Raw genomic sequence first — 24,695 nt, 5'->3', positions numbered from 1 at the left:
ATCCCTTCGCAACCGCATCATTTGCCGGTATCGCGGCCCATAGGTCAATGCCTAAACGTAAAGCATGGCGGGATAATGGCGGGTATTTACAGTGAAAATGCCTAAAATTCAGTCTTTTGCCTTCTCATTGCTGAGAGTGCGGATGCTGCGCACGAAGATTCCCATTAGGGTTTTGATGAACGGATCGGCCTTGGAGAGCTTTTCCATAAAGGTGCGGCGCGGTATTACGACCAATGTCGAAGACCCCTCTGAACGAGCTGTGGCCATGCGGGGCTGGTCATCCACCAAAGCCATTTCGCCAAACACGCCGCCGGGATTGATTTCACCGATCAGGCTGGGGACTTCCACTTCCTCGCCATTCTCGTCGACTTCCTTCTCGCCAAGACGCTTGAGAATGGAAATCTTGCCTTCCTGGAGGATATAGGCGCGGTCACCCTTGTCCCCTTCCCTGAACACCAGTTCCTGGTCATAGACCACTTTTCGGTCGAGCACTTCTCCGCGCATGAGCTTTTATTCCCGGCCAATAGATCCCTGGTCACGCCATTCCATTATCTGCATGATACGACAAGAATTTCAATTTTTCCGCATTCCTGGTGAAGACTTCATGCCCCCTGCCCCTACCTCTGCCGTCGGCGTTGTCGTATGGAAGGACGACCGGGTCCTATTGGTTCAGCGAGGTCAGGCGCCACATGTCGGGCAGTGGACCCTCCCAGGCGGGCGACAGAAATGGGGCGAAACCGTTGCGGAAGCCGCCGTGCGCGAAGTCCGTGAAGAAACGGGGATCGAAATTGATCTTGTGTGCCTGATTGATGTGGTGGACTTGATCGCCGACGACCATCATTTCGTTGTAACGGAAATGGCCGCCCGTTGGCTTTCCGGTCGTGCCCGAGCGGGCAGTGACGCTGCGGACCTGATTTGGGCGGAGCCGTCCCAATGGGCCACATTGGGCCTGAGCGAAGATGTCCGACGGGTCATCAAAGCGGGAGCGGAGCGTCTCAGCAGCGCAACCCGATGATGGAGATGTCGTCGCGGCGCACTTCGGCGCCCTGATAGTCCAGGAACATCTTGTAAAGACGTTCTTTTTGATCCACAGAAGGCTGCCCATGCTGCGCTTCAAGCAAAGCGACGAGGCGTTTCTTGCCGAACCCACGACGGCGCTCGCCTCCCACCTGATCGAAAAACCCATCTGAAATCAGGAAAACCTCCGTGCCTTGCTTCAAAGAGATCACATGACTGTCATAGGTTTGGTCGGATTGAACGCCGCGATAACCAATTCCCTGTTTCATCCCCCGAACCACATCCATGGTTCCATCTTTACAGACGAATAGATCGAAACGGGCGCCGACGAAATGCAGGTCCTTGCCCCCCGGCGTGATGTAGCAGGCCCCCAATTCCAATCCATCATCGGATTCGCCCGAGTGCTCCACCTGGCCAAGGGTTTGCTGGACGAACTGGTTCATGCGTTGGATCAACAGGCTGGCATCGCCCTCGGGGACCTCCAGTTTAGCCCGCTCCAAGGCCCCCGTGGCTACGAGCGTCACAAAAGCCCCGGGGACTCCATGGCCCGTGCAATCGGCCAGCATGACCAACAGGCCCTCGCCCCAGGGCTCGCACCAGTAGACATCACCGCTGACCACATCCCGGGGCTCCCAAAGGACAAAATGGTCCCTGAACCAGTCATTCAGGATCTCGGTGTTGGGTAGGATGGAACGTTGGATGCGACTGGCGTACTGAATGGAATCGGCGATCACGTCGTACGCACCCTGTAGCTCGGTGGTGCGCACCTGGAGACTTGCCTCCCGCGCTTTGACTTCCTCGACAAAGAACTTGAAGCTGTTGGCCATATCGGTGATTTCGTCGGCCCCGCTGGTATCAATGGCTGCTTCGGAGCCATCCACACGGGCCAGCATGGATTGTTGCAGCCGCTTCATGCGCCGGACGATGCGCCGGTTGATGAATAGGTTGATCGCAATGGCCAATACCAGGGAAAGCAAGGCCACCAGTGCGATCACTTGGGTCAGGTTTCCCGCCCGGTCTTGCATGGCTTGAGCCTGAGCCTCGGCCTCGGCGCTCAGTTCGTGCGAAATCTCCGTGGACAGGGCAATCATTTTCTCGATGATCACCAGTCGCTTGGCGGCCCCGCGCACCCGCATCTGAACCCGCATGAGGCTGAGTCGGTCAATGAACATCCCATTGACGCTTTTCAGCAATTCTGGGATTTCCCAAACTGCAGAGGACAGGGTTAAATTGAGTTCCTTTAAGAGAATTTCGAATTCCGAAGCGGAAAACAGAAATCCAACCTTCGACTGGATAATTTCCTCGGGCACAGTGGTCGAAAGAGAAACAAATGCATGTTCCAAAGTGCCATACAGCTTCTCCGTCACCCGTCGGCGCTGTTCCAGGGTCAGAATGCTCTCATTTTCCAAGTAGGCATCCAGGCCGGTGGCCCTCTGGGCCAGCGTGACAAGGCTGGCGCTATAACGGCGGAAACGGGCTTCGGCGTTGATGACCTGTGCGACCAGGGAATCCAACCGCTCCACCGTCTGGCGGATCTCGCCGATCAGATGGGTCATGCGAGTCCGGCGGGTCGCATCGATGCCAGCCTTATCCAGGTTGGCCACCGTCTGAGTCAGTTGGTCCAGGTCCCCCGATAGCTGAAAACTCAAGGATTGGAGTTCAAAGGGTTGGCGCAGGTTGGCTATCCGTCGGGCGGTCGATTCGATGGATTTGGTCTGGCGGGTCAGGTCCTGTGAAAGCGCCAATACGGGAAGGGTGGTTTGGCTAATCTGACTGAGATTGCCGCTCATACGCGAAAAAAAGAACAACGCAACCAAAAGCGTCGCAATGGACAGAATGCTCAAGCCGAGCAAGCCGGCCCGCAGGTAAAAGGCCACGCCCCGGCGCCGTGATTCTTCATTCATGGCCCCGTCAGTCATCAATGATCCCCCAATCATCGACTTTCACCGGATCGGCCACTGGACAACCTTCCTCGTCGTCATAGACTGCCACACGGACACGGTTGGTCATGATCTCGAAGGCTTGGTTTTCCACGTGGTCTTGCATGTCCTGAGACACCAATTCGATGTTGTTTTCGTCCAGGGACCAACCGATGGCTCCCTCGGTCAGCCCCAGATGTTGGGTGCCTGGATACCAGCGCCCTTCATCCAGGTCCAATAGCGCCCGGTAGATGGCAACGTCCAGGCGTTTCAGCATGGAGGTCAATACATGGCCTGGTGCCTGGGCGTTCTGATTGCTATCAACACCAATGGCCAGCACCCCGGCTTGTGCCGCGGCTTCGATGACCCCGTTTCCGGAAAGCCCCGCGGCGTGATAGATCACATCGGCCCCGGCCGCGATGATCTTTTGCGCGAGAACCTTCCCTGCACGCGGATTCACAAAGGCTGACACATCGTCCCCAATCATGGCGGTGATGATCTCTATTTTGGGATTGGCGCGATTAGCGCCTTGGCTATACCCGCAACCGAAATTTCGAATCAGCCCGAGATCCTGTCCGCCAACAAAACCGATTTTGCCCGTTTTGGAGGCCATGGCCGCCATCGCACCGACCAAATAGGACCCCTGCTCCTCGCGGAAAATGATCGATTGCACGTTGGGGGCATCGATGACAGCATCGACAAGAATGAACTTGGTTTCGGGATATTTTGGAGCAACTCTGGAAAACTCATCCGTGAAGCCGTATCCGACTCCAATGAGCGGCGAATGCTTGGCCGCCAGGGCGTCCCGTATAATCCGTGGATAATCCACGTCGTCATTGCTTTTATCCTGAAATCCAGGAGAGAAAGTCTTAACATCTACTCCCTTGATTTCCGTGAAGGATTTAGCGCCACGATAAGCTGATTCGGTAAAGCCACCATCGAATAGAACGTTGGTGTCGAACAAGATGGCTGGTTTGAATGGCGGCGCGGCATGACTTTCACCGCCAAGAATAAGCAGCCAGATGAGCAGCGGAGCAAACTGCCCGATCGCGACAACACCAATACGCAACACGTCGGCCCCCTTCCCCGCTCTTGCACCGGGAGGCAGAATAGGCCGAACCTTCCGTTGAGGAAACCGTTCGATATCAAGGAAACGTGAAATTCAACAAAAACCGGGAACGACGAATCCCGCCGCTCCCGGCATCTGGTTTAAGAAAGGTGCTGCTTGAAAAAGGCCACCGTACGCTCCCAAGCCAGCTTGGCCTGCGCCTCGTTATAGCGCGGGGTCGAATTATTGTGGAACCCGTGGCGCGTGCCCTCATAGCTGTGCATCTGGTAATCCGCGCCATGGGCCTTAAGAGCGGCTTCGTAGTCAGCCCGCGTGGCATTAACCCTTTTGTCGTCCTCGGCATAATGGACCAACATGGGCGCGCGGATCTTGGCCACATCCGATGTCATGGGAGCCCGTCCGTAAAAAGGCACCCCGGCATTCAAGTCCGCGCCCATTTCCACGGCCAGAGAATTGACCACGCCACCGCCATAGCAAAAGCCGGTAGCCCCCAGTTTGCCATTGGATAGAGGGTGTTTTTTCAAGAACTTGGCGCCATTCAGAATGTCGGTAAACAGCTTTCCTTTGTCCAAGGTTTTCTGCATCACCTTGCCGTCATCGTCATTGCCAGGATAGCCGCCGATGGGAGAGAGACCATCGGGCGCCAAGGCCAAAAACCCTTCCGTCGCGGCCCGCCGCGCCACATCCTCGATATGGGGGTTGAGGCCGCGATTCTCATGGATCACCAACACCGAAGGGAAAGGCCCTTCTCCGCTCGGTTGAACCAAATAGCCGCGCATCTTACCGGATGTTCCCCCAGGAGACTCATACTCCACGTATCGCGCCTTGATGCGTTGGTCGGTGAAGGAAATGGTCTGGGCCGCCGCATAATGGGGCAACAGAGCCTCGGCCATGGCCAACCCGGTGCCTCCGATCACGGCAATGGCCGAGGCGCGGCTCAGAAATTCCCGCCGGGTCATCTGGCTATGGCAATACTCGTCATATAGATCATAAATTTTTGGATCGATTTCTTGCTGGTCCATCGGTATCTCCCGTCGATATCCAGAAACTGTGGAGTCAGACTCCGGCCCCCGCCCATTCCGGCGGGGATTCATCACATATGGGAGAGGATTTGGGAATTTCCCGTCTTTTTTCTAGTCAGTCTTGAGCCCGAGAACATAGGCATTCATTTCCGCGGCCGGCATGGGTGGACTGAAGAAATAGCCTTGCACTTCATGACATTTGTAGTCTCTGAGAATTTGAAGCTGTTCGGCGTCTTCCACCCCTTCGGCAACCACCCGGCGGCGCAGGCTTTGTGCCATGTTGATGATTGTGCGGATGATTTCCGCATCGTCCTTGTCCACGGCGATATCGGCGACAAACGAACGATCGATCTTGATGGTGTCGATGGGGAATTTTTTGAGATAGCTGAGCGATGAGTAGCCGGTCCCGAAATCGTCCATGGCCACATGCAAGCCCATCTCATGCAAAGCACCCAGCACCTTGATCACCGGGCCATGATCGGACATCAGCATGCTTTCGGTGATTTCGATTTCCATGGACTCCGGTCCAATCCCGGCATCTTTCAACACTTGCTCGAAGATACCGATCAGCGCCGTATCCCTTAGTTGACGCGCCGAAAGGTTCACCGCCACGCGGATCGGTGGCAGCCCCTGCTCGATCCACGCGACATGCTGACGACAGGCTTCCTGCAGGATCCAGACTCCGACATCCACCACCAAACCAGTTTCTTCGAGCACCGGGATAAAACGGCCCGGCGGCACCAAACCGATTTCAGGGTGCTTCCAACGCATCAGCGCTTCAACACCGGTCAGGCCATCGGTTTCCAGGCCCATCTTGGGCTGGTAGTAGAGCACGAACTCTTGCCGTTCCAGGGCATTGGACAGTCCGTTCTTCATGAACAGGCGTTCCTTCACCTCCTCGTTCATGTCGGCAGTGAAATACTGGAAGTTATCCTTGCCCTTCTCCTTGGCCCGGTACATGGCGGCATCGGCATGTTTCAGCAGATCCGTAGCGTTTTCCGCATCATCGGGGAATGTGGTGATGCCGATGCTGGCCGAGACGAAGGCCTCCTGTCCTTTCAGAATAAAGGCCTGGGACAGGCTATCAATGACCCGCTGGGCGACGATGGGCGCATCATATTCATCGCAGATTTCTGTCAGGCAGATCGTGAACTCGTCCCCTCCCAGACGGGCCACCGTATCCGAGGTCCGGACGCAATCCAAAAGCCTTGCCGCCGCTTGGGTGAGCAAGAGGTCTCCCAACTCATGTCCCAAGGTATCGTTGACCAGCTTGAAGCCATCCAGGTCGATGAACATCAAGATGACCTTGCGCTCCTGGCGTTTGCCGAGCAAGAGAGCCTGATTGAGACTCTGAAGGAAAGAGCTGCGGTTGGGAAGTCCGGTCAGGGCATCGTAATTGGCCTGATAGCGAATTCGTTCCTCGTCTTGCTTGCGTTGGGTGATATCGGAAACCAGCACCGCATATTGATGGATCTCGCCTTCCTCGCTATGGATGGTGGATATGGCCAGGCGTTGGGCATAGCGTTCGCCGGTTTTGCGCTTGTTCCAGATCTCGCCTTCCCAATGGTCCTTACTCTCTATGCTCTCCAGCATCTGGGCATAGAGTTCCTTGTCCCGCTTCAGCTTGGTATGGAACTGCGGCTTCTTGCCCATGATCTCATCGGCGGAATAGCCAGTGATACGGGTAAAAGCCGGATTGGCGCTGGTCACCCGAAATTCCGGATCAGTGAGCACCACCCCTTCGCTGGTGGCCTCGATCACGCGGGCCGTCAGGCGCAAGCTTTCTTCAATTCGACGTCTTTCGGCCACTTCCTGGGTCAGGGCCTGAGTCCGCTCCTCCACCCGCCGCTCCAGATCATCCTGAGCCAGGCGCAAGGCATCCTCGGTCTTTCTGCGTTCGGTTATATCGCGGACCAAGGCGGTAAAGAGCTTCTCCTTGCCTTGCCGTAGTTCGCTTAGGGTGATTTCCAATGGGAACTTAGTGCCATCCTTGCGCAAGCCTTCGAGAAGACGGGCATGTCCTTGCAATGGACGCCCTCCGCCCTTCAAATAATTCTTTACGAATCCGTTGTGACGGACGCTATGGGACCGAGTCATCAAGCCATTCACGCTTGCGCCCATCATCTCGGTCTGAGAATAGCCGAAGATGCGTTCCGCGGCCTTGTTGAAGGCCTGAATTTCTCCTTTGGTATTGGTGGTGATGATTCCCTCGGCCACCGTATCGACGATACCGCGCAGGCATTCCTCGCGCTCCCGCAACCGATTGGCTGAAAGCAGCCGTCTCGTGATGTCACGGGCTTGAACCATATAGGCGCCGACCACGCCGACCGGGGTCACGCCCACTTCCACATCGATCGTCTTGCGGCTGCGATAAAGGAACTTCATGGGGATCACGTCCCCTTCTTCCGACAAGGCACCAAGGCCCCCATCAATCAATGCTCGGTAATCTTCGTGGACGATGTTGGAAAAAGGTTTGCCGACAACCTTGGAAAGCTTCTTCCGTCCGATCATCTCCAATCCGGCCGGATTGAGGTAGGTGATAATCCCATTCTCACAGGCACAAAGGAAGCTGATGGATCTCTCTACAAGGTCCCGAAATCGGGATTCACTTGCCGATAGGGCATCCGCGGATTCCATATGGAGAGAAAGGTCATGGGCGATCAAGGCAACTTTGTTAGGAACACCCTCGACCTTTTGCAGACTGGCCTCCACGGCGAAGGCAGCCCCTTTGCGCGGGCGCAACCGGAGCGACCGGTTTCTGCCGTCGCTCAATGAAGATATATCGAAATCATCCCCGACAACCAACAAAGCCTCAGGGGTAACGCCCGTCATATCCGATAGATTCTTGTAGCCCAGACGGGTCAAGGCGGCCTTATTGGCTTCGACGACGTGACCGTCGGCAAAACAGACGATCAGGTCTCTGACCGATGATGTTAGCTGTTCCATCCAGGTCGGCGTCTTCTTGGCCGACTTTTGTTTCCTGGCCATATTTGATTCGCAGGCCTGCGCCGCCCCTATTCAATCGAACGGTTTATCAACAACACCAATTAGTTATGTCATGAATCAGGGCCGAGAGACCAGCAAAACCTTCGCCCGCGCGAAAAGCGGGGTCTATTCCGGGATCTTTTCAATCAATTCCGCCAACAGGAACCAGAAGAATTCATCGCCTGGATAGCCGGGAATTCGCCCCACTTCCTTGTTATCTTGGATAACCACAAAGGTCGGCGTGAAATTGACCGGGGACTTCAGTTCCAGATCGGCAGGCAGGTCTTCATGTACATCCAAGCGGGTCAGCGGCAGGACTTTCGCCTCGTCGGTCTTGTCATAGATCGTACCGATCTGATGCTCCCAAGCCTGGCACCAAGGGCAGCCTTCCTCATGAAACATGAGCAACTGAGCCGCTTGGACAGGACTGGATAACAGAAAAAGCGCAACAAGAATGGCCCCTGCCACCCCTGTCGCGCTCAATCTATTCATCAAAAATTTCAACCCCTTAGGAGGTCTTCTTGATCATAAAGGTGTAGACACCACCGTCTTCGGAGCTGTCCAGCAACTCGTTACCGGTGGAGCGGCAGAAAGCCTCGAAATCCTTCACCGAGCCCGGGTCGGTGGCGATCACCTTCAGGGTTTCACCGGCCGGCAGATCCTTGATGGCTTTCTTGGCTTTCAGGATGGGCAGCGGGCAGTTCAGGCCTTTGGTGTCAAGTTCTACGGTCATAGGTTTTCCTCTTTCCTGTTATCCCGGGGCAGACCCCGGTTTTCCTGGTGGCAGCACGGGTCTACCGCGACCACCTTCCCCTAACGTTACGGCGAAGTCCGCCGCGTGCTCAAAAAACGGAACGCACACTCTAAAGCGAGCGCCGGTTCGTGCAAGCCCTCAAAATGATCGAAGGCCCGATCTCTTTGATCTGAGATCAGATGAACAGGTTGATTTCCGACTCCGTGGCCACTTCCACCCAAGTCGCGGCACCGGCAAACTCCAGTCCATCGATCAATTGCTCATGCTTCAGTTCGAAAAGATCCACGGTCATCTGGCAGGCAATCATCCGGCACTCCAGATCCACGGTCGCTTCCCGCAGTTCTTCCAACGAAGCCACGCCTTTCTTTTTGATCAGGCTCTTCATCATGCCGGAAGCCATGCCGTCGACACCCGGAAGCATGGAAACCATGTTCGGCATCGCCATATGCATGCCCATCATCGGCATTTCCATACCCGGATTGCCCAGTGTGGAAATCTTCAGGTGGCTCATGTCTTTCTTCAAGAGTTGCAGCCCATAGAAGGTAAAGAACAAGGTCACTTCGACGCCAAGACTGGCGGCCGTGGTCGCCAGGATAAAGGGCGGATATGCCCAGTCCAGCGTCCCCTTGGTCACAATGATGCTCATCTTCTTGCCGTCGGTATTGCTCATCACGTCTCTCCCTAACCCATTGCGTCTATAGGTGAATTTTCCCTGCCAGCCAGCGCTACCGGCTAGTTTAGCGTTTCCTAATTAATGGCACTCTAATACATTTAACCTCAGGGATAAAAGGAAATTGTGAACCCAAGGGGGTGCCAAGAACCTCAAAGGTCGTTCAAAGATCATTTCACTTGATCCCAAGGGCACTGATTGTAATTCATTTTATCCGGTCAGACCAACCGAAACAGACGACCGACAAATTTTTTCGAATCCGGCCAGCCATCATGTGCCACATGATTCTTTCGTTCATCGACGAACCATTTTAGGCACAATCTATGTAAAATTTCCCAGATAGCGCATCAATCTTACGTTATTGCATTGCGTTATAGCGGAAAATTACGACCCAGATTCAATATTTCGGTTGATTGGGCAGCCGTGGGCGACTAGTTTTCTGTGCAAGGGCCCATTGGCCTGTTCAAAAAACCATACGGCTCAAACAGTCGTGAAATACATTTGGGAGGAATTATGCGATCCAAGGCCATTCTTGGCGCCGCTTTGGCGCTGACCGTGACCGCTTCGGTGCACACCGACGCCCGCGCCGCTGATACCATTGACTTTTTCGTGGTTGGCGAAGGCATCCCCGAATACCTTGCTGGTGTGGCCGGAGATGCAGCCAAAGGCAAGAAAACCGCTGTTGCCCGCAAGAAAGGCAACTGCCTTGCCTGCCATAAAATGCCGATTCCGGAAGAACAGTTTCACGGCGAGGTCGGTCCCGACCTGGCTGGTGTGGGAAGCCGCATGAGTGAAGCCGAGCTTCGTCTGCGTATCGTTGATCCCAAAATCACCAACTCTGAATCCATGATGCCCTCGTTCTACCGGATCGAAGGCCTCAATCGGGTGATGAAAAAGCATCAGGGCAAGACCATGCTTTCCGCTCAGGAAGTGGAAGATGTGGTTGCCTATTTGAAGACCCTGAAGGAAAATTGACCGCTCGACCAAGAGCGACAACGCAAGAAAACGAGGAGAGTTAGTAGCATGTCCGATCAATCCAAGACCTCTATGGCGGTAAGCCGCCGCGGTCTGCTCGGTGTGTTTGGTGGAGGCGCCCTGGCCGTGGCCGGTGCAACCCTGACCCCCAAATCCGCCCAGGCCACTCCCGACAAGGCCGCCGAATTGGCCAAGAAGTTATCCGGTAAGATGCCCGCTGGCGGTGACGCGCGCGTGTCTCTGAAGCTGCCGGAGATCGCCGAGAACGGCAACACCGTGCCGGTGACCGTCAAGGTCGAAAGCCCGATGACCGCCGCTGATCACGTCAAAAAAATCCACATCATCTCCGAGGGCAACCCCAACCCGGGTGTCTGCTCCTTTACGCTCTCCGCCGAATGCGGCAAGGCCGAAGTGGCCACCCGTATCCGCATGGCCAAGACTCAGAATATCGTGGCCGTAGCCGAAATGAGCGACGGATCGGTGATTTCGAACAAGAAGGAAACCAAGGTGACTATCGGCGGCTGCGGCGGCTGATTTCCCTCGGTTCGATATTGGTTATTCTAAGGAGTAAGACCTAATGGCTTTGCAGAAACCCCGCGTGAAAGTACCGAAGAGCGCCAAGAAGGGCGACACTTTCCAGATCAAGACCATGATCAAGCACGACATGGAATCCGGCCTGCGCAAGGGCAAGGGTGGCAAGATCGTGCCGCGCAAGATCATCAATAAGTTCGATGTGACCTTCAATGGCAAGCCGGTGTTCGGCATGTCTCTCGAAGGCGCTGTGTCCGCTAGCCCCTACATCGCTTTCTTCCATCGGGCCACGGAAAGTGGCGAGTTTAAGATGACTTGGAGCGAGGAAACCGGTGAATCCGTCAGCGCGACCAAGAAGATCACCGTTAGCTGAGCAACCGGAAAACCGGATGCCGTGAATAAAAATTGGGAGGAACACGTCATGGGGCAGATTAAACTGGGAATTATGAGTGCATTGGCCGGCATCGTGCTGGTCAGTGCCTCGGCCCAAGCCGGCCCATTCGACAACATCATGAACGATGAGCGGATCAAGAATTACATCGTCGGCGACAAAGAGTCCGGCTATGTCTATTCCACCGTAGAGACCCGCGATATCCAGGAAGACGACTTCGAAAACCCCGCTTTCCAATGGATCGAGGATTCGCAGGAAGACTGGGATGAGGTCAACGGTTCCAAGGGCAAGGCCTGCGCCAGCTGCCACGGAAGCGTGGAAACCTTCAAGGGTCTGTCGGTCACCTATCCGAAGTACTACGACAAGCACAAAAAGCTTGCGACCCTGCAAGATCGCATCAGCGAGTGCCTGACCGAACGGATGGGCGCCAAGGATTGGAAGTGGGAATCGGACCCGATGCTGGGCATGGTCGCCCTCATCAAGCTGCAATCTCGCGGCATGCCGATCAACGTCAAAGTGGATGGCGAAGCCAAGCCGTTCTTCGAAGCCGGACGCGACTTCTACTTTCAGCGTCGTGGCCAGATGGACCTGTCTTGCAACATGTGCCATATGGACAATCCCGGTAACATGATCCGCGCCGACTTGCTGAGCCACGGCATGGGCAATGGTTTCCCGACCTTCCGCCTGAAATGGCAGAAGCTGGGGTCCATCCAACGCCGCTTCACCGGTTGCAACAAAAACATTCGCGCGGAACCCTACAAGCGTGGTTCCGACGAGTACACGAACCTGGAGCTGTTCGTCATGTGGCGCTCCAACGGTCTGCCTTCGGAATCCCCGTCGGTTCGCCGCTAAGGTTCTGGACGACTGAAGATTAGGGACGGCAATGCAAGCCAAAGGCGCGCGCCGTCCCTTTTTCGTCCCTATAAATACAATATTTCAGAGAGTTGCGAGGTTCCGATGCTCACTCGACGCGATTTCCTACAGGTCGCCGCTGCCACCGCCGCCTTTGCCGGTCCCTTAGGGGGGATCTCTCATGCCGCCGCGCGGGGCAAGATCACCCAGGACGAACTGCTGAAGTTCGATTCCACAGGTCAAGTGACCTTGCTGAACTTCACCGATATCCATGCCCAACTGATGCCATTGTACTTCCGCGAGCCGTCGGTCAATCTGGGCGTTGGTGAAGTCCATGGCCTGCCGCCCCACATCACCGGCGAGGCCTTTCTCAAGATGTTTGGATTGCAAGCCGGGACGCCCGAGGCCTATGCCCTGAGCAGCACCGATTTCGCCAACCTATCAAAGGATTATGGACGGGTCGGCGGACTGGCCCATATGGCCACGCTGGTCAAGGCCATCCGCGCCGAGCGCCCAAACAATACCTTGCTGATCGATAACGGCGATACCTGGCAAGGCTCCTACACCGCCCTGAAGACCCGCGGCGAGGACATGGTCAAGGCCATGAACGCCCTGGGTGTCGATGCCATGACCGCCCACTGGGAATTCACCCATGGCGCCGAGCGGGTCAAGGAATTGGTGGATATGCTCGAATTCCCGTTCCTCTGCGGCAACGTGGTGGATAATGATTTCGAGGAGCCGGTGTTCGAGAGCCATGCCTATTTCGATCGCGGCGGCGTCAAAGTCGCGGTCATCGGCCAGGCGTTCCCTTACACCCCGGTGGCCAATCCGCGCTTCATGATCCCCGAGTGGTCCTTCGGTATCCGTGAAGAGACCGTACAGGAGCATGTGACCAAGGCGCGCGATGAAGGCGCCGATCTGGTCGTGTTGGCCAGTCATGACGGCTTCGACGTGGACCGCAAACTGGCCTCGCGGGTCGAGGGCATCGACGTGCTGCTGACCGGCCATACCCATGACGCCATTCCCGACGTGATCAAGGTCAAGGATACCCTGATGGTGGCCTCCGGCTCCCACGGCAAGTTCCTGGCCCGCCTGGACGTTAAGGTGGAAAACAAAAAAGTGGCCGACTACCGGTTCAAGCTGATGCCGGTGTTCACCGATGCCATCACCCCGGACCCGGAAATGGCCAAGCTGGTGCATCAGATCCGCGCGCCCTACGAAAAGGACGTCAACAAGGTCCTGGGCCGCACCGATTCCCTGCTGTATCGCCGGGGCAACTTCAACGGTACCTTCGACGATCTGATCTGTCAGTCGATCATCGAAGAGCGCGATTGTCAGATTTCCCTGTCGCCAGGGTTCCGTTGGGGCTCGTCCCTGCCCCCGGGCTCGGACATTCTGGTCGAGCATGTCTATCATCAGACCGGCATCACCTATCCGGCCTGCTACCGCTCGCAGATGAGCGGAAAAACCATCAAGGACATCCTTGAAGACGTGGGCGACAACCTGTTCAACCCGGATCCCTACTACCAGCAGGGTGGCGACATGGTGCGTGTCGGCGGCATGGGCTTTACCTTCAATATCCACGAGAAAATGGGTAGCCGGGTTTCCGACATGACCCTTTTGTCCAATGGTGAAAAGGTCGAGGCCTCCAAGGACTACACCGTCGGCGGTTGGGCATCGGTCAATGAAGGCACCGAGGGTCCGCCCATCTGGGACGTGGTCTCCGACTACATCCAACGCAAGAAAGTCATCGACCTACCGCCCAATCGCAGTATTAAGGTCGTCGGCGCTTAAGCGCGTTCGTTTCCCCCGTTACTGCCCCGCGCCTCTCCTCTGAGAGCGCGGGGCCCCCGTTTGTCAGGAGTTCCCGATCATGGGCATGGACGTTTCCTACGGTACGGCGATGGTTGCCGGTATCCTCACCTTCTTGGCCCCCTGCATTCTGCCGCTTGTGCCAGCCTACCTGTCGTTCATCTCCGGCGCCTCGCTGGAAGACCTGACCGACGCGGATTCCAAGCAGCGATCGGAAACAACCCGCCGGGCATTGATCTCCGGCCTGTTTTTCGTCCTCGGCCTGAGCTTCGTGTTTGTCAGCCTGGGCGCCGGAGCCACCACCATCGGCGGCTTCATGGGTCAGCACAAACGGGAATTCGCCATTTTCGGCGCCATCTTGATCATTATCTTCGGGCTGCATTACATGGGCCTGTTCAAGATCGGATTCTTGAACTTCGAAAAGCGCTTTCACCTGGAAAACAAACCAGCAGGGGTGATCGGCGCCTTTTTGATCGGTATGGCGTTTGGCTTCGGTTGGACCCCCTGCGTCGGACCGGTATTGTCGACCATTCTCATGCAGGCGGCCATGGGCGAAAGCATTTGGGACGGCATTATCCTGCTGTCCATCTACTCGGCCGGACTGGGCATTCCATTCCTGCTCGCCGCCGCCTTTGCCAGCCGCTTCATGTTATTCCTGGCCAAGTTCCGCCGCCATCTGGGCAAGATCGAGATGGCCTTGGGCGGTCTGCTGGTGCTCACCGGCGTGCTTATTCTCACCGGTGGGTTGAACAGCATCAGCAATTGGATCCTGGAAGCCTTCCCGGCCTTGCAGAAATTGAGCTAGTTGCGACGTGATTGAGGGGCAATTACCCCTTTCAAATAGGGCCGTCGGCGCTATGCTTCGACGGTCGCACTTTGGGAGGATCTGGACGTGACCGATAACGCAAGCCTGGGCCTGGGCAGCTATCCTTGGACCCGCATGCGGCGCAACCGCAAGACCGAGTGGGCCCGGCGCATGGTCCGCGAAACCAGGATGACCGCCGACGATCTGATCTGGCCGGTCTTTGTCCTCGAAGGCGACAAAGAGCGTCAGGCCGTGGCCTCCATGCCCGGCGTCGAGCGGCTTTCCATAGATCTACTAGTAGACGAAGTCGGTGTGGCTGTGGATTTGGGCATTCCGGCGGTCGCGGTATTCCCCTATACCGACCCTGCGCTCAAAACCCCCGAGGCCGCCGAGGCCTATAACCCGGAAAACCTGGTCTGCCGGGCCGTGCGCGCGGTAAAGGCGGCCCATCCAAACATGGGCGTGATTTGTGACGTGGCGCTGGATCCTTATAATTCCAATGGCCATGACGGCATTGTCCAAGACGGCGTGATCCTCAATGACGAGACCAACGAGGCTCTGTGTCGGCAGGCCGTGGTGCAGGCCGAGGCCGGCTGCGATATCAACGCGCCTTCGGACATGATGGACGGGCGCATCGGCGAGATCCGCCAAGCCCTGGACAATGCAGGCCAACAAGATGTGCAGATCATGTCCTATGCTGCCAAATATGCGTCGGCCTTCTACGGCCCGTTCCGCGATGCGGTGGGCTCCGGTGGTGCCCTGAAAGGCGACAAGAAAACCTATCAGATGGACCCGGCCAACACCGACGAAGCCTTGCGCGAAGTGGCCTTGGATATAGCCGAGGGCGCCGACCTGTTGATGGTCAAGCCCGGCCTGCCCTATTTGGATATCATCCGGCGCATCAAGGACAGCTTTGCTACGCCCACCTTCGCCTACAATGTCTCGGGCGAATATGCCATGCTCAAGGCCGCCGCCGCCAATGGCTGGCTGGACTATGACTCGGTGATGATGGAAAGCCTTTTGGCCTTCAAGCGCGCCGGGGCGGACGGGATCTTCACCTATGCGGCGCGGGAAGCGGCCAAATTGTTGAAGACAGGGTAGCTACTCCTTCAACAGCTTTTTGATCAGCGCTTCCGCCGTATCGGTATTGAAGCCGCCAAACTCCTGGAATCGCAGGCGGCCCTTCTTGTCGACGATGGCCACTTCTGGCGTGCCGCCGGTCTTCCACCGGCGCATGGTGATGGGATAGTGATCACCCTTCTCGTAGGCGTCGATGCCCACCAGGTTGGTGATGCCCTTGCGCTTGATGAACTTGCGCAGTTTTGCCGGGGTCTGGACCGAATGGCCTTCAAACACCGTGTGGATGCTGACCACCTGCAATGCCCCTGCTTCCACGGCGCCCTTGAAAGTTTCGGTCTGCCATTGGTGCATGAGCGGAATGGAGAAGCTATTGCAGCCTGGACACCACATCTGAAAGAACTCGATGACCACGACCTTGCCTTTCAGGTCGGCCAGGGTACTCCCCTCCCCGTTCAGCCATTCCGAGACCGTCCAGTCCGGGGCCATGGGTGGGGCGGATTCCATTGCGCGCGCTGGAGTGGCGACGGTGAACAGCAACATTAGAATGAGCAGCAACAGGCGCATGGTCGGACCTCCCAGGATTTCACGATGGTAGAGTTCGAGGTCCGGATCGGGAAATCAAACTGGTGTGAAGGGAGTGTGAGTTGTGAGGTGGCCAAGGTCGTGCTCTGCGCATCGAAGCCCCTACTTCGTCCCGGGAATATACGACGGCTTGATCAGTATCCACTCACGCCCGCCGATCTTCCCGCCGATAGGCCCCGTCGGCTCCCTGGAAGAAGAACTGGACCTCGTCGTCCTCGAACAGTTCGGGGGTGAGCTTTTCGTTCAGTGAGCGGATATGGCCGATGAGGTTGAGAAGCAAGGCGCTCATCAAAGGGTCGGCGCCGCCGATGAGGACGCTCAGGACCATTCTGGGGATCACAACACAGGTGGCCTCAACGGTCGCCGTGGCGGTGGCCATGCGCGGCATGCTGGAGATCAGCGCCATCTCGCCGAACAGGCCGCCCGGGTCGATTTGGCCGAGCACCTGCTTGTCCGCTCCCTCGTTGACCGAAATCTCGATGGCGCCCTTTTCCACCAGGTAGGCGATCTCACCGTCGTCCCCTTGCTTAAAAAGAACCTCACCGGGCGCGAAGGTTTGTCGATCCATGAACGTCCCCCCTTGCTCAATTACCTTTCCCAGTGTGGCACAAAAGAAAACCCCGCACCATTGAGGCGCAGGGCTTCTTCATTCCTTGATCAAATGTCGGGCCTAAGCCTTGCCCTACTTCTTCACCGGCAAGGTCTGTAGCTTGGCCAGCACGTCCTTGGCGATGGTCGGCGGCATGGACGCTTGCCAGGCGGGCATATAGTCACCCGGATGGCCATGGAACATACGATGCAGCACCTTCCAGGGGCTGTTGTCGGCGACCCGGCCCAAGGGCGGCATGGTGCGGATGGCGCGACCGTCCTCACCGTGACAGGTCGCGCAAAGGGTCAAGAAATATTCCGGACTGGTGTCCTTGTTGCCCTTAGCCTTTTTGGAGGTCGGGTCGATGAACTCGTTGACCTCCACCTGCCCCTGGCTGATGAAGTTGGCCAGGTCGGTCATATCCTTGTGCTTGAGAAAATCGTCCATGCGATGAGTCTCATCGGTGAGGATTTTCTCGATCGCCAGCGGATGGGCCCCGGCCAGATTGCGGATACCGCGAATGCCGTTGTTGCCTTTGTAGTCCCAGCCATGGCACTCCACGCAGCGCCAGGTGTTGCTGCCCACGGCAATCTCGACCCCCGTGGGAAAGGACGGATGCGGGTCTTCGGGGAAGCGCCGATCGATTTCCTTGGCCCAGTCGTCATAGAGCTTACCGCCCCGGGAAATGGAGGCCAGCCGATCATGGGACGGCAGGGTCTGGGTATAGGCCAGTACCGACAGGATGGTCGGCAGACTGAAAGCTCGCAAAGCCGGCATGTCATCACCCGGGTGGCCGTTGAGCATCTTATGCAACGACTGCCAGGGATCGGTCCGAGCCACATCACCCACCGGCGGGATGGTATCCATCATGCGCCCGTCGGCCCCATGGCAGCTCACGCAGATGGTGGAGAAATACACCGACGACGCCGCCGGTTTGGCCTTGGCCCGGCGGGTCACCGGATCGATGACCTGATCCACGTCGGTCTGACCATTGACCACGAAAGACGCCACATCAAGCAGGTCTTGGTCGTCCATCATATCGCCGTAGCCGTGCTTCCCGTCGGTGAGGATCTCGATGACCTCGCCGATCTCGGCGCCTCTCTTTCCCGCAATGCCCTTGATCCCCGTATACTTGGGACCGGTATGGTACATACCCTCGGATCCCTTGTAGTCCCAGCCATGGCAGGTAACACAACGCCAGGTCTGCCAAGGTTGGTCGGCATAGAGGCCTTCCTCGGGATAAAGCGGATGGACCTTGCGTGGCTTACGGGCTGCGGTTTCGCGAGCCCAATCATCGTACAAACGCCCCCCGGCAGCCACCGAGGCCACCAGATTGTCTTCATGGGTCTCGCCGGAAGTCATGGACTTGGCGGTAGCCGGTTCGGCGAAATACGCCCCGGCGATCAGCAACGCGGCAGCCGCTAACAGGCCTCCACTCGCCACCGATACAGTGCGGCTATTGAACATATCTGAGCCTTTCCTCATCAATATCAGGCTTGTCTAATGTAACACGATTGGTCGGGCAAGGTATTATCCTTCATACCCTTCCGGCATTTCGTGCACGACGCCCTTGTGACATTGGATGCAATGACCGCCTTTCTTTTGCGCCTCGCTGTGTTTACGGCGGGCGCGGCGTCCCTGCTCATCGGAAAGCATGTCCTCGAAATCGTGGCAATTGCGGCATTCCCTGGATTCCGTGGCCTCCATCTTGGCCCAAACCCGCTTGGCCATGGTCAGCCGCTCCTTTTCATAGAGCTCTGGGGTCTCGATATGGCCCATGATCTCGCCATACACGTCCTTGGCCGCCATGACCTTGGCGATGAGCAGATCGGGATAGGTATGGGGTACGTGGCAGTCCGGGCACCCGGCCTGAACACCGACGGTATTCTTGTAATGGAAGCTCTTTTTGTACTCCGCCAAAGGATAAGACATCGAATGGCAGGAGGTGCAAAACTCCATGGTATTGGTGTGGGCGACCACAACATTGAAGCCGACGATGCCGACAAACGTCCCCACGACGCCGACGATCAGCCCCCAGCGGACACCGGGATTTTTCAGCCAATTCCAGATCATACGCACTGTATCGTTCCTCTCTGCAATGGCGCGACCCGACACACCTCGCGGTCGGCACCAACGTGTTCCTGGATCAATTTTTTCTAGTTTGTTTTTGTTATTGCTGTTGGGACGGAAGGCCCCTGCCCCCCTTTGGGGACAAGGGCCCTCGCCAAGTCAGTGGATAGCGTCAGGAAGCGTCGTTGCGCCCCCGACCCGGCGCTTATCAGCCCCAGGTATCCTTGACGATATTGTCGTACCAGCTGTAGGCGAATTCCACCTCGCGACGACGCGCCTCGGCGGACGCATCACCCGGAGTCAGACCACCAGCACCCTTGACCGGAGCAATGAGGTCCTCGGCCTTGTTGTACTTGTAGACAGCCGCGACCGAGAAGCCATAGTCCTTACCGGCAATGGAGTAGCAGGTATTGACGTAGGACGGATGCCCCATCTCCATGCCTTTGAGGGCAGCGTTGATGGCGGCGGCACAGACTTTGCCTTGCGAGTTGGCGGAATACCCGGACTTGGGCATCTTGGTCGCCACCGAGGCATCGCCGAGCACGTGAATGCCCTTGTGTACCTTGGACTCGAAGGTCACCTTGTCCACATCGCACCAGCCCTTGGCGTTGGTCAGACCGGCCTTGATGGCGATCTCACCGGCCACTTGCGGCGGGATGTAGTTGATGACATCGGCCTTGACGGTCTCGAAGTCGGTGGTGACGGTCATGGTCGAGGGATCGATGGACTCAATGGCCCCGGCTTCAGACGCCTTCACCCACTTGATGATGCTGTTGTCGGTGCCGTAACCATACAGGTTCTTCCAAGCTCCCATGAACAGGCCGAACTTGGAGAACTTCTCCTTGCGATCAATAATGACGATCTTGGACTTCGGCTTGTGGTTTTGGAAGTACATGGCGATCTGGCTGGCCCGCTCGTACGGCCCGGGGGGGCAGCGGAACGGATTCGGCGGCGCCACCATACAGAAGGTGCCACCATCAGGCATGGCTTCCAACTGCTTGCGCAATAGGGCGGTTTGCGGACCGGCCTTCCAAGCATGCGGGATCTTGTCGAACATGCCATCGGACACGCCGCCATAACCATCAAGCTTAAAGGAGATACCCGGAGCCACGACACAATGGTCATAGGAGAAGGTCTCTCCCCCCTTGGTCATGACCTTCTTGCCCATGGCATCAATGCCGGTAACCATGTCCTTGACCACCTTGATACCCATGGACTTTAGGCCGTCATAGGTGACGGCAATCTGGTCCATGGTGCGATCACCAGACAGCACTTCGTTGGACAGGAAGCAAGTATGATAGGTGGCATTGGGCTCGATCAAGGTCACGTCGATGGCCTTGTCGGCGATCTTCAGGTAACGGGCAGTGGTGGCACCAGCCACACCGCCGCCAACCACGACAACCTTGCCCCCAGCGGCTTTCGCCACATGCGGGGCGGCAACAGCGGCTCCAGCCACGGCGGCAGCGCCACCGGTCAGCTTGAGAAATCCGCGACGATTAAAATCAGTCATTGATACGTGTCTCCCCTTACTTACGGCTGCCGTAGAACTGAACAACGGCCTCCACGCCGTCTTTACCGTGCTTATCGTGGAGATCCTTCAACTTGCCCTTTTTCTTGCGGCGTTCCTTGGCCGAAAGCGAGGGGTTGGTGTCCAGGTTACGCGCACCGGAGGCGAAATCCGCCAGGTTGTTGCGCAGGTACGGCATCAACTGACCGGCCAGGATCGGGTAATCCTCGGCGGCATAGCCGTCTTTCTCGTGGCAGCCTTCACAGAGATCACGGGTAATCTTCTGGCCCATTTCGACCATTTTAGCATCCGACTTCTGTTTGGCGACGCGTATGGTCTTTTTGCCGGCGAAGAACTTGGCAATAGCCTCGAGTTCCTTTTCGGAATAGCCCTTGGCGATCCGGCCCATGATGGTCGAGGGGCGTTCGCCGCTCTTGTACATCATAAGCGCTTCTGTGAGATAAAGGTCATTCATGCCGGCGATGGACGGCGATGCCGGCCCATAGCTGTTCCCGTCCGGGCCATGACAGCCGTTACAGGTATTTGCCAACATGCTTGCTGACGCCATGCCACCGTGGCTATCGGCGTGAGCGATCCCGGTACCGGCCAGGCCGCTGAAAAGAACAGCTGCGAGGGCGGTACGCAAAGCGGTCTTGGACACCATTTTGCCTCCCTGAAAAACAAAGTTTATGTAAGGATTCGATACCACACTGAATTCGGGATTAAAACACAAAAGTATAATACTTATCAAAATCATCCCCCGAATTAGAAATATAAATCCAGAATTAACAACACATATATCCAATATTTCTAATTTTAGAATTATCTAATATTCATACAAATTCTTGCCTTTTCCTGCAAATGACAGAAAAAGGGCGTCCCTCAGGACGCCCTTCCCCTTTATTCACCGTGAAGTCGAACAGAATTCGACGGTAATCAATTCACCTTCGGGTCCAACTTACCGGCCTCGTAGTCCATGAACATGGTCTCGAGGCTGATGACCTTGATTCTGTCGGCATTGCCGGCGGTCCCAAAGGCTTCGTAGCGGGCCTTGCAGATATCGGTCATGGCATCTTGGGCCACCTTCAAGAACTTGCGCGGATCGAAGTTAGCGTTGTTGTCGTGCAGGTGCTTGCGGATGGAACCGGTAGAGGCCATGCGCAGATCGGTATCGATGTTGACCTTGCGCACACCGTGCTTAATGCCTTCAACGATTTCTTCCACCGGAACGCCATAGGTCTCGCCCATGCCGCCGCCATACTCGTTGATGGTCTTCAGCCAGTCCTGCGGCACCGAAGAAGAGCCATGCATCACCAAATGGGTGTTGGGAATGCGGGCATTGATCTCCTTGATCCGGTCAATGGCCAGGATATCCCCGGTCGGCGGACGGGTGAACTTATAGGCGCCATGGCTGGTGCCAATGGCAATGGCCAGGGCATCGCAATGGGTCTTGCTGACAAAGTCGGCCGCCTCATCGGGGTCGGTGAGCAGCTGGGAATGGTCCAGCTTGCCCTCGGCCCCCACGCCGTCTTCGGCTTCGGCTTCACCGGTCTCCAAGGAACCCAGGCAACCCAGCTCGCCTTCGACGGAAACACCGCAGGCATGAGCCATGTCCACCACCCGACGGGTGGTTTCCACGTTGTACTCATACGACGACGGAGTCTTGCCGTCTGTCATCAGCGAGCCATCCATCATCACCGAGGAGAACCCGGATTGAATAGACCGTTGGCAAACCGCCGGAGAGGTGCCGTGATCCTGGTGCATACACACCGGGATGTGGGGGTACTCTTCGATCGCCGCCAGGATCAGGTGACGCAGGAACGCCTCGCCAGCATATTTGCGGGCACCGGCGGAACCTTGCAGGATCACCGGGCTGTTGGTTGCGTCGGCAGCGACCATGATCGCCTTGACCTGCTCCAGGTTGTTGACGTTGAACGCCGGGATGCCATAGCTGTTCTCGGCCGCGTGGTCGAGAAGCTGACGCATGGAAACGAGAGGCATATTTAATCTCCTTTACAGACTGTTACAGTCAATTCCTACAGTCACACCTTAGATAAGGCTTTTTGCTTCGGCCGCCACCGCATCAGCCGTGATACCGAAGTGCTTGTACAGATCGGGCGCCGGGGCCGAAGCACCGAAACCGGTCATGCCGATAAAGCCGCCGTTGGAGCCCAGGTACTTGTCCCAGCCCTGCTGAACCGCCGCTTCGACCGCCACACGCGCACCGCCCGTCGCGCCAAGAACCGAGTCCTTATACGCTTGATCTTGCGCATCGAACAGTTCGAAACACGGCATGGAAACAACCGCCGTCGGCACGCCATCGGCCTGCAGCTGATCGCGGGCCGCCATGGCCACGGAAACCTCGGAACCCGTCGCCATCAAGGTGACCTTGCGATCACCGCCTTCGGCTTCGCGCAGCACGTAGCCACCCCGAGCGCAGAGGTTCTCGTCGGTGTGTGTCACACGCACCGCAGGCAGCCCCTGGCGGGAGAGAATCATGCCCGACGGGGTGCTCTTGGTGGTCAAGGCCGAGGCCCAGCATTCGGCGGCTTCGATCACATCAGCCGGACGATAGACGTTGAAGTTCGGCAGAGCGCGCAGGTTGGCGACGGTTTCCACCGGCTGGTGGGTCGGACCGTCTTCGCCGAGACCAATGGAGTCATGGGTCAGCACGTAGACCACCCGTTGTTCCATCAGCGCCGACAAACGCATGGCGCCACGCATATAGTCGGCAAACACCGCGAAGGTGCCGGAGTACGGAATGAACTCGCCGTGCAGAGCCATGCCGTTCATGACGGCGGCCATGCCGTGCTCGCGCACGCCATAGTGCATGTAGCGTCCGCCGTAGTCACCGGGCTGAATGGCGTTCATGAACGAGGTCTTGGTGTTCACGGAACCGGTGAGGTCAGCGGAACCACCAATCATTTCGGGCACCGCGTCGGCCAGCACTTCCAGGGCCATGCCGGAAGCCTGACGGGTTGCCTTGGTGGGCTGCTCGTCGGCCATCTTCTTCTTGTAGTCATTCATGGCCATTTCCCAACCACCCGGCAGATCACCGGATTGCAGGCGCATGAACTCGGCCTTCTCGGCGGAACCATTCAGACGGCCTTCCCAGGACTCGCGGGGGGCGCTACCGGCGGCACCAGCGGCACGCCAGGCGGCCAGCACGTTGTCGGGAACGGTAAAGGGCGCGGCATCCCAATTCAGGGCCTTGCGCATGCCGGCGATCTCCTCGTCGCCCAGCGGGGCACCATGGGTATGGTGCGAACCGGCCAGGGTCGGCGCACCGAAACCGATGGTCGACTTGCAGCCGATCAGGGTCGGCTTGTCAGAGGCCTTGGCGGCGGTCAGAGCGTCTTCGATGGCCTTGGGATCATGGCCGTCGATGCTCATCACGTTCCAGTTGGACGCGGTGAAGCGGGCCAGTTGGTCGTCGGACAAGGTCATGTTGGTCTTGCCGTCGATGCAGATCTCGTTGTCATCCCACATCACGATCAGCTTGTTCAGCTTCATATGACCGGCAATGGATAGGGCTTCCTGGGAAATACCTTCCATCAGGCAACCGTCGCCGGCGATGACGTAGGTGTAATGGTCGACCAAGTCGTTGCCGTAGCGGGCATTCATCATGCGCTCGGCCAGCGCCATGCCGACCGCCATGGAGATGCCTTGGCCCAGCGGACCGGCGGTGGCTTCGATGCCGGCGCCATGGCCGTATTCCGGGTGACCGGCGCAGCGGGAACCCAACTGACGGAATTTGGACAACTCTTCCATGGAGAAGTCCTCGACACCCATCAGGTGCAACAGCGAGTACAGCAACATGGAGCCGTGACCGGCGGACAGAATAAAGCGATCCCGGTCGGCCCATTTCGGCGCACTCGGATCATACTTCATGAACTTGGTGAAAAGCACGGTGGCGACATCGGCCATGCCCATGGGCATACCGGGGTGGCCGGACTTAGCCTTCTGTACAGCGTCAGCCGCCAGAAAACGGATGGCATTGGCCATTTCTTGATGTGTAGCACTCATGACTTGACGTCTCCTCGTTTTCTCTCTTGGTCTTTAATT

24 protein-coding genes are annotated in these 24,695 nt (G+C 57.2%); 8 read left to right on the top strand and 16 right to left on the bottom strand.

Annotation, left to right across the window (positions count from 1 at the left end; all coding sequences use genetic code 11):
- Window positions 1-108 precede the first annotated feature (108 nt).
- Complete coding sequence (locus MGMAQ_RS08955) at window positions 109-504, bottom strand: cyclic nucleotide-binding domain-containing protein (RefSeq protein WP_046021270.1); 396 nt, start codon at window positions 502-504, stop codon at window positions 109-111.
- Between the two features lie 100 nt (window positions 505-604).
- Here MGMAQ_RS08955 and MGMAQ_RS20370 point away from each other — a divergent pair, with 100 nt between their 5' ends.
- Window positions 605-1,015: an NUDIX hydrolase gene (locus MGMAQ_RS20370; protein WP_082085573.1), complete on the top strand. Its 411-nt coding sequence runs from the start codon at window positions 605-607 to the stop codon at window positions 1,013-1,015.
- Here the strand turns inward: MGMAQ_RS20370 and MGMAQ_RS08945 are convergent.
- The 7 genes from MGMAQ_RS08945 to MGMAQ_RS08915 form a co-directional block, all read right to left on the bottom strand.
- Window positions 996-2,921 (bottom strand): SpoIIE family protein phosphatase, encoded by a 1,926-nt coding sequence (locus MGMAQ_RS08945; protein ID WP_158498824.1) that lies wholly within the window; start codon window positions 2,919-2,921, stop codon window positions 996-998. The two genes, MGMAQ_RS20370 and MGMAQ_RS08945, sit on opposite strands and share 20 nt — an antisense overlap.
- Window positions 2,922-2,928: 7 nt before the next feature.
- Complete coding sequence (locus MGMAQ_RS08940) at window positions 2,929-4,008, bottom strand: BMP family protein (RefSeq protein ID WP_052716273.1); 1,080 nt, start codon at window positions 4,006-4,008, stop codon at window positions 2,929-2,931.
- A gap of 137 nt (window positions 4,009-4,145) precedes the next feature.
- Complete coding sequence (locus MGMAQ_RS08935) at window positions 4,146-5,027, bottom strand: dienelactone hydrolase family protein (protein WP_046021267.1); 882 nt, start codon at window positions 5,025-5,027, stop codon at window positions 4,146-4,148.
- A 111-nt stretch (window positions 5,028-5,138) separates the two neighbouring features.
- Window positions 5,139-8,015 carry an EAL domain-containing protein gene (locus tag MGMAQ_RS19535; protein ID WP_052716272.1) on the bottom strand — a complete coding sequence of 959 codons (2,877 nt, stop codon included), beginning with the start codon at window positions 8,013-8,015 and terminating at the stop codon, window positions 5,139-5,141.
- A 123-nt stretch (window positions 8,016-8,138) separates the two neighbouring features.
- Entirely contained in the window at window positions 8,139-8,504 is a 366-nt protein-coding gene (locus tag MGMAQ_RS08925; protein WP_046021266.1) for a hypothetical protein, read from the bottom strand.
- 16 nt (window positions 8,505-8,520) lie between these two features.
- Window positions 8,521-8,745: a sulfurtransferase TusA family protein gene (locus tag MGMAQ_RS08920; RefSeq protein ID WP_046021265.1), complete on the bottom strand. Its 225-nt coding sequence runs from the start codon at window positions 8,743-8,745 to the stop codon at window positions 8,521-8,523.
- A 196-nt stretch (window positions 8,746-8,941) separates the two neighbouring features.
- Window positions 8,942-9,436 (bottom strand): DsrE/DsrF/DrsH-like family protein, encoded by a 495-nt coding sequence (locus tag MGMAQ_RS08915; protein ID WP_046021264.1) that lies wholly within the window; start codon window positions 9,434-9,436, stop codon window positions 8,942-8,944.
- Between the two features lie 513 nt (window positions 9,437-9,949).
- Here MGMAQ_RS08915 and soxX point away from each other — a divergent pair.
- The 7 genes from soxX to hemB all read left to right on the top strand — a co-directional run bounded on the left by soxX (window position 9,950) and on the right by hemB (window position 15,903).
- Window positions 9,950-10,411: a sulfur oxidation c-type cytochrome SoxX gene (gene soxX / locus MGMAQ_RS08910; protein WP_046021263.1), complete on the top strand. Its 462-nt coding sequence runs from the start codon at window positions 9,950-9,952 to the stop codon at window positions 10,409-10,411.
- Between the two features lie 48 nt (window positions 10,412-10,459).
- Window positions 10,460-10,945, top strand: coding sequence for a thiosulfate oxidation carrier protein SoxY (gene soxY / locus MGMAQ_RS08905; protein WP_252508704.1), 486 nt, complete (start codon window positions 10,460-10,462; stop codon window positions 10,943-10,945).
- A 43-nt stretch (window positions 10,946-10,988) separates the two neighbouring features.
- Complete coding sequence (soxZ, locus tag MGMAQ_RS08900) at window positions 10,989-11,315, top strand: thiosulfate oxidation carrier complex protein SoxZ (protein WP_046021262.1); 327 nt, start codon at window positions 10,989-10,991, stop codon at window positions 11,313-11,315.
- 48 nt (window positions 11,316-11,363) lie between these two features.
- Window positions 11,364-12,185, top strand: coding sequence for a sulfur oxidation c-type cytochrome SoxA (gene soxA / locus MGMAQ_RS08895; RefSeq protein WP_046021261.1), 822 nt, complete (start codon window positions 11,364-11,366; stop codon window positions 12,183-12,185).
- Window positions 12,186-12,290: 105 nt separating this feature from the next.
- The gene (soxB, locus tag MGMAQ_RS08890) at window positions 12,291-13,979 is read left to right on the top strand and encodes a thiosulfohydrolase SoxB (RefSeq protein ID WP_046021260.1); all 1,689 of its coding nucleotides are present in this window, start codon (window positions 12,291-12,293) and stop codon (window positions 13,977-13,979) included.
- A gap of 79 nt (window positions 13,980-14,058) precedes the next feature.
- Window positions 14,059-14,802, top strand: a complete 744-nt coding sequence (locus MGMAQ_RS08885) for a cytochrome c biogenesis CcdA family protein (RefSeq protein WP_046021259.1) — start codon at window positions 14,059-14,061, stop codon at window positions 14,800-14,802.
- Window positions 14,803-14,937: 135 nt separating this feature from the next.
- Complete coding sequence (gene hemB / locus MGMAQ_RS08880; protein WP_082085572.1) at window positions 14,938-15,903, top strand: porphobilinogen synthase; 966 nt, start codon at window positions 14,938-14,940, stop codon at window positions 15,901-15,903.
- Here hemB and MGMAQ_RS08875 read toward each other — a convergent pair whose 3' ends face one another.
- The 8 genes from MGMAQ_RS08875 to tkt all read right to left on the bottom strand — a co-directional run bounded on the left by MGMAQ_RS08875 (window position 15,904) and on the right by tkt (window position 24,656).
- Window positions 15,904-16,446 (bottom strand): TlpA disulfide reductase family protein, encoded by a 543-nt coding sequence (locus MGMAQ_RS08875; RefSeq protein WP_082085352.1) that lies wholly within the window; start codon window positions 16,444-16,446, stop codon window positions 15,904-15,906.
- Between the two features lie 163 nt (window positions 16,447-16,609).
- On the bottom strand, window positions 16,610-17,032 hold the full coding sequence (locus MGMAQ_RS08870) for a cyclic nucleotide-binding domain-containing protein (RefSeq protein WP_052716271.1): 423 nt from the start codon (window positions 17,030-17,032) through the stop codon (window positions 16,610-16,612).
- Window positions 17,033-17,146: 114 nt separating this feature from the next.
- Complete coding sequence (locus tag MGMAQ_RS08865) at window positions 17,147-18,520, bottom strand: hypothetical protein (RefSeq protein WP_046021257.1); 1,374 nt, start codon at window positions 18,518-18,520, stop codon at window positions 17,147-17,149.
- A gap of 63 nt (window positions 18,521-18,583) precedes the next feature.
- Window positions 18,584-19,126, bottom strand: a complete 543-nt coding sequence (locus tag MGMAQ_RS08860; RefSeq protein ID WP_046021256.1) for a NapC/NirT family cytochrome c — start codon at window positions 19,124-19,126, stop codon at window positions 18,584-18,586.
- Window positions 19,127-19,331: 205 nt separating this feature from the next.
- Window positions 19,332-20,633 carry an NAD(P)/FAD-dependent oxidoreductase gene (locus tag MGMAQ_RS08855; RefSeq protein ID WP_046021255.1) on the bottom strand — a complete coding sequence of 434 codons (1,302 nt, stop codon included), beginning with the start codon at window positions 20,631-20,633 and terminating at the stop codon, window positions 19,332-19,334.
- 16 nt (window positions 20,634-20,649) lie between these two features.
- A complete protein-coding gene (locus MGMAQ_RS08850; protein WP_052716270.1) occupies window positions 20,650-21,294 on the bottom strand; it encodes a c-type cytochrome in 645 nt (214 codons plus the stop codon).
- Between the two features lie 272 nt (window positions 21,295-21,566).
- The gene (fba, locus tag MGMAQ_RS08845) at window positions 21,567-22,631 is read right to left on the bottom strand and encodes a class II fructose-bisphosphate aldolase (protein WP_046021254.1); all 1,065 of its coding nucleotides are present in this window, start codon (window positions 22,629-22,631) and stop codon (window positions 21,567-21,569) included.
- A gap of 48 nt (window positions 22,632-22,679) precedes the next feature.
- The gene (gene tkt, locus MGMAQ_RS08840) at window positions 22,680-24,656 is read right to left on the bottom strand and encodes a transketolase (RefSeq protein ID WP_046021253.1); all 1,977 of its coding nucleotides are present in this window, start codon (window positions 24,654-24,656) and stop codon (window positions 22,680-22,682) included.
- Window positions 24,657-24,695: the final 39 nt, after the last annotated feature.

The organism is Magnetospira sp. QH-2 (assembly GCF_000968135.1).
Taxonomy (GTDB): domain Bacteria; phylum Pseudomonadota; class Alphaproteobacteria; order Rhodospirillales; family Magnetospiraceae; genus Magnetospira.
Note: the sequence above shows the minus strand (reverse complement) of the source record. Positions and strands in the feature narration are given on the sequence as shown.

Excerpts from the sequence above, each read along its gene's own strand:
- soxZ (WP_046021262.1), top strand. The coding sequence starts at position 10,989 with ATGGCTTTGCAGAAACCCCGCGTGAAAGTACCGAAGAGCGCCAAGAAG.
- MGMAQ_RS08850 (WP_052716270.1), bottom strand. The coding sequence starts at position 21,294 with ATGGTGTCCAAGACCGCTTTGCGTACCGCCCTCGCAGCTGTTCTTTTC.
- MGMAQ_RS08935 (WP_046021267.1), bottom strand. The coding sequence starts at position 5,027 with ATGGACCAGCAAGAAATCGATCCAAAAATTTATGATCTATATGACGAG.
- soxB (WP_046021260.1), top strand. The coding sequence starts at position 12,291 with ATGCTCACTCGACGCGATTTCCTACAGGTCGCCGCTGCCACCGCCGCC.
- soxA (WP_046021261.1), top strand. The coding sequence starts at position 11,364 with ATGGGGCAGATTAAACTGGGAATTATGAGTGCATTGGCCGGCATCGTG.
- MGMAQ_RS08875 (WP_082085352.1), bottom strand. The coding sequence starts at position 16,446 with ATGCGCCTGTTGCTGCTCATTCTAATGTTGCTGTTCACCGTCGCCACT.
- fba (WP_046021254.1), bottom strand. The coding sequence starts at position 22,631 with ATGCCTCTCGTTTCCATGCGTCAGCTTCTCGACCACGCGGCCGAGAAC.
- soxY (WP_252508704.1), top strand. The coding sequence starts at position 10,460 with ATGTCCGATCAATCCAAGACCTCTATGGCGGTAAGCCGCCGCGGTCTG.
- MGMAQ_RS08945 (WP_158498824.1), bottom strand. The coding sequence starts at position 2,921 with ATGAATGAAGAATCACGGCGCCGGGGCGTGGCCTTTTACCTGCGGGCC.
- MGMAQ_RS08865 (WP_046021257.1), bottom strand. The coding sequence starts at position 18,520 with ATGTTCAATAGCCGCACTGTATCGGTGGCGAGTGGAGGCCTGTTAGCG.
- MGMAQ_RS08915 (WP_046021264.1), bottom strand. The coding sequence starts at position 9,436 with ATGAGCAATACCGACGGCAAGAAGATGAGCATCATTGTGACCAAGGGG.
- MGMAQ_RS08955 (WP_046021270.1), bottom strand. The coding sequence starts at position 504 with ATGCGCGGAGAAGTGCTCGACCGAAAAGTGGTCTATGACCAGGAACTG.
- tkt (WP_046021253.1), bottom strand. The coding sequence starts at position 24,656 with ATGAGTGCTACACATCAAGAAATGGCCAATGCCATCCGTTTTCTGGCG.
- MGMAQ_RS08920 (WP_046021265.1), bottom strand. The coding sequence starts at position 8,745 with ATGACCGTAGAACTTGACACCAAAGGCCTGAACTGCCCGCTGCCCATC.
- soxX (WP_046021263.1), top strand. The coding sequence starts at position 9,950 with ATGCGATCCAAGGCCATTCTTGGCGCCGCTTTGGCGCTGACCGTGACC.
- MGMAQ_RS08925 (WP_046021266.1), bottom strand. The coding sequence starts at position 8,504 with ATGAATAGATTGAGCGCGACAGGGGTGGCAGGGGCCATTCTTGTTGCG.
- MGMAQ_RS08855 (WP_046021255.1), bottom strand. The coding sequence starts at position 20,633 with ATGACTGATTTTAATCGTCGCGGATTTCTCAAGCTGACCGGTGGCGCT.
- MGMAQ_RS19535 (WP_052716272.1), bottom strand. The coding sequence starts at position 8,015 with ATGGCCAGGAAACAAAAGTCGGCCAAGAAGACGCCGACCTGGATGGAA.
- hemB (WP_082085572.1), top strand. The coding sequence starts at position 14,938 with ATGCGGCGCAACCGCAAGACCGAGTGGGCCCGGCGCATGGTCCGCGAA.
- MGMAQ_RS08860 (WP_046021256.1), bottom strand. The coding sequence starts at position 19,126 with ATGATCTGGAATTGGCTGAAAAATCCCGGTGTCCGCTGGGGGCTGATC.
- MGMAQ_RS20370 (WP_082085573.1), top strand. The coding sequence starts at position 605 with ATGCCCCCTGCCCCTACCTCTGCCGTCGGCGTTGTCGTATGGAAGGAC.
- MGMAQ_RS08870 (WP_052716271.1), bottom strand. The coding sequence starts at position 17,032 with ATGGATCGACAAACCTTCGCGCCCGGTGAGGTTCTTTTTAAGCAAGGG.
- MGMAQ_RS08885 (WP_046021259.1), top strand. The coding sequence starts at position 14,059 with ATGGGCATGGACGTTTCCTACGGTACGGCGATGGTTGCCGGTATCCTC.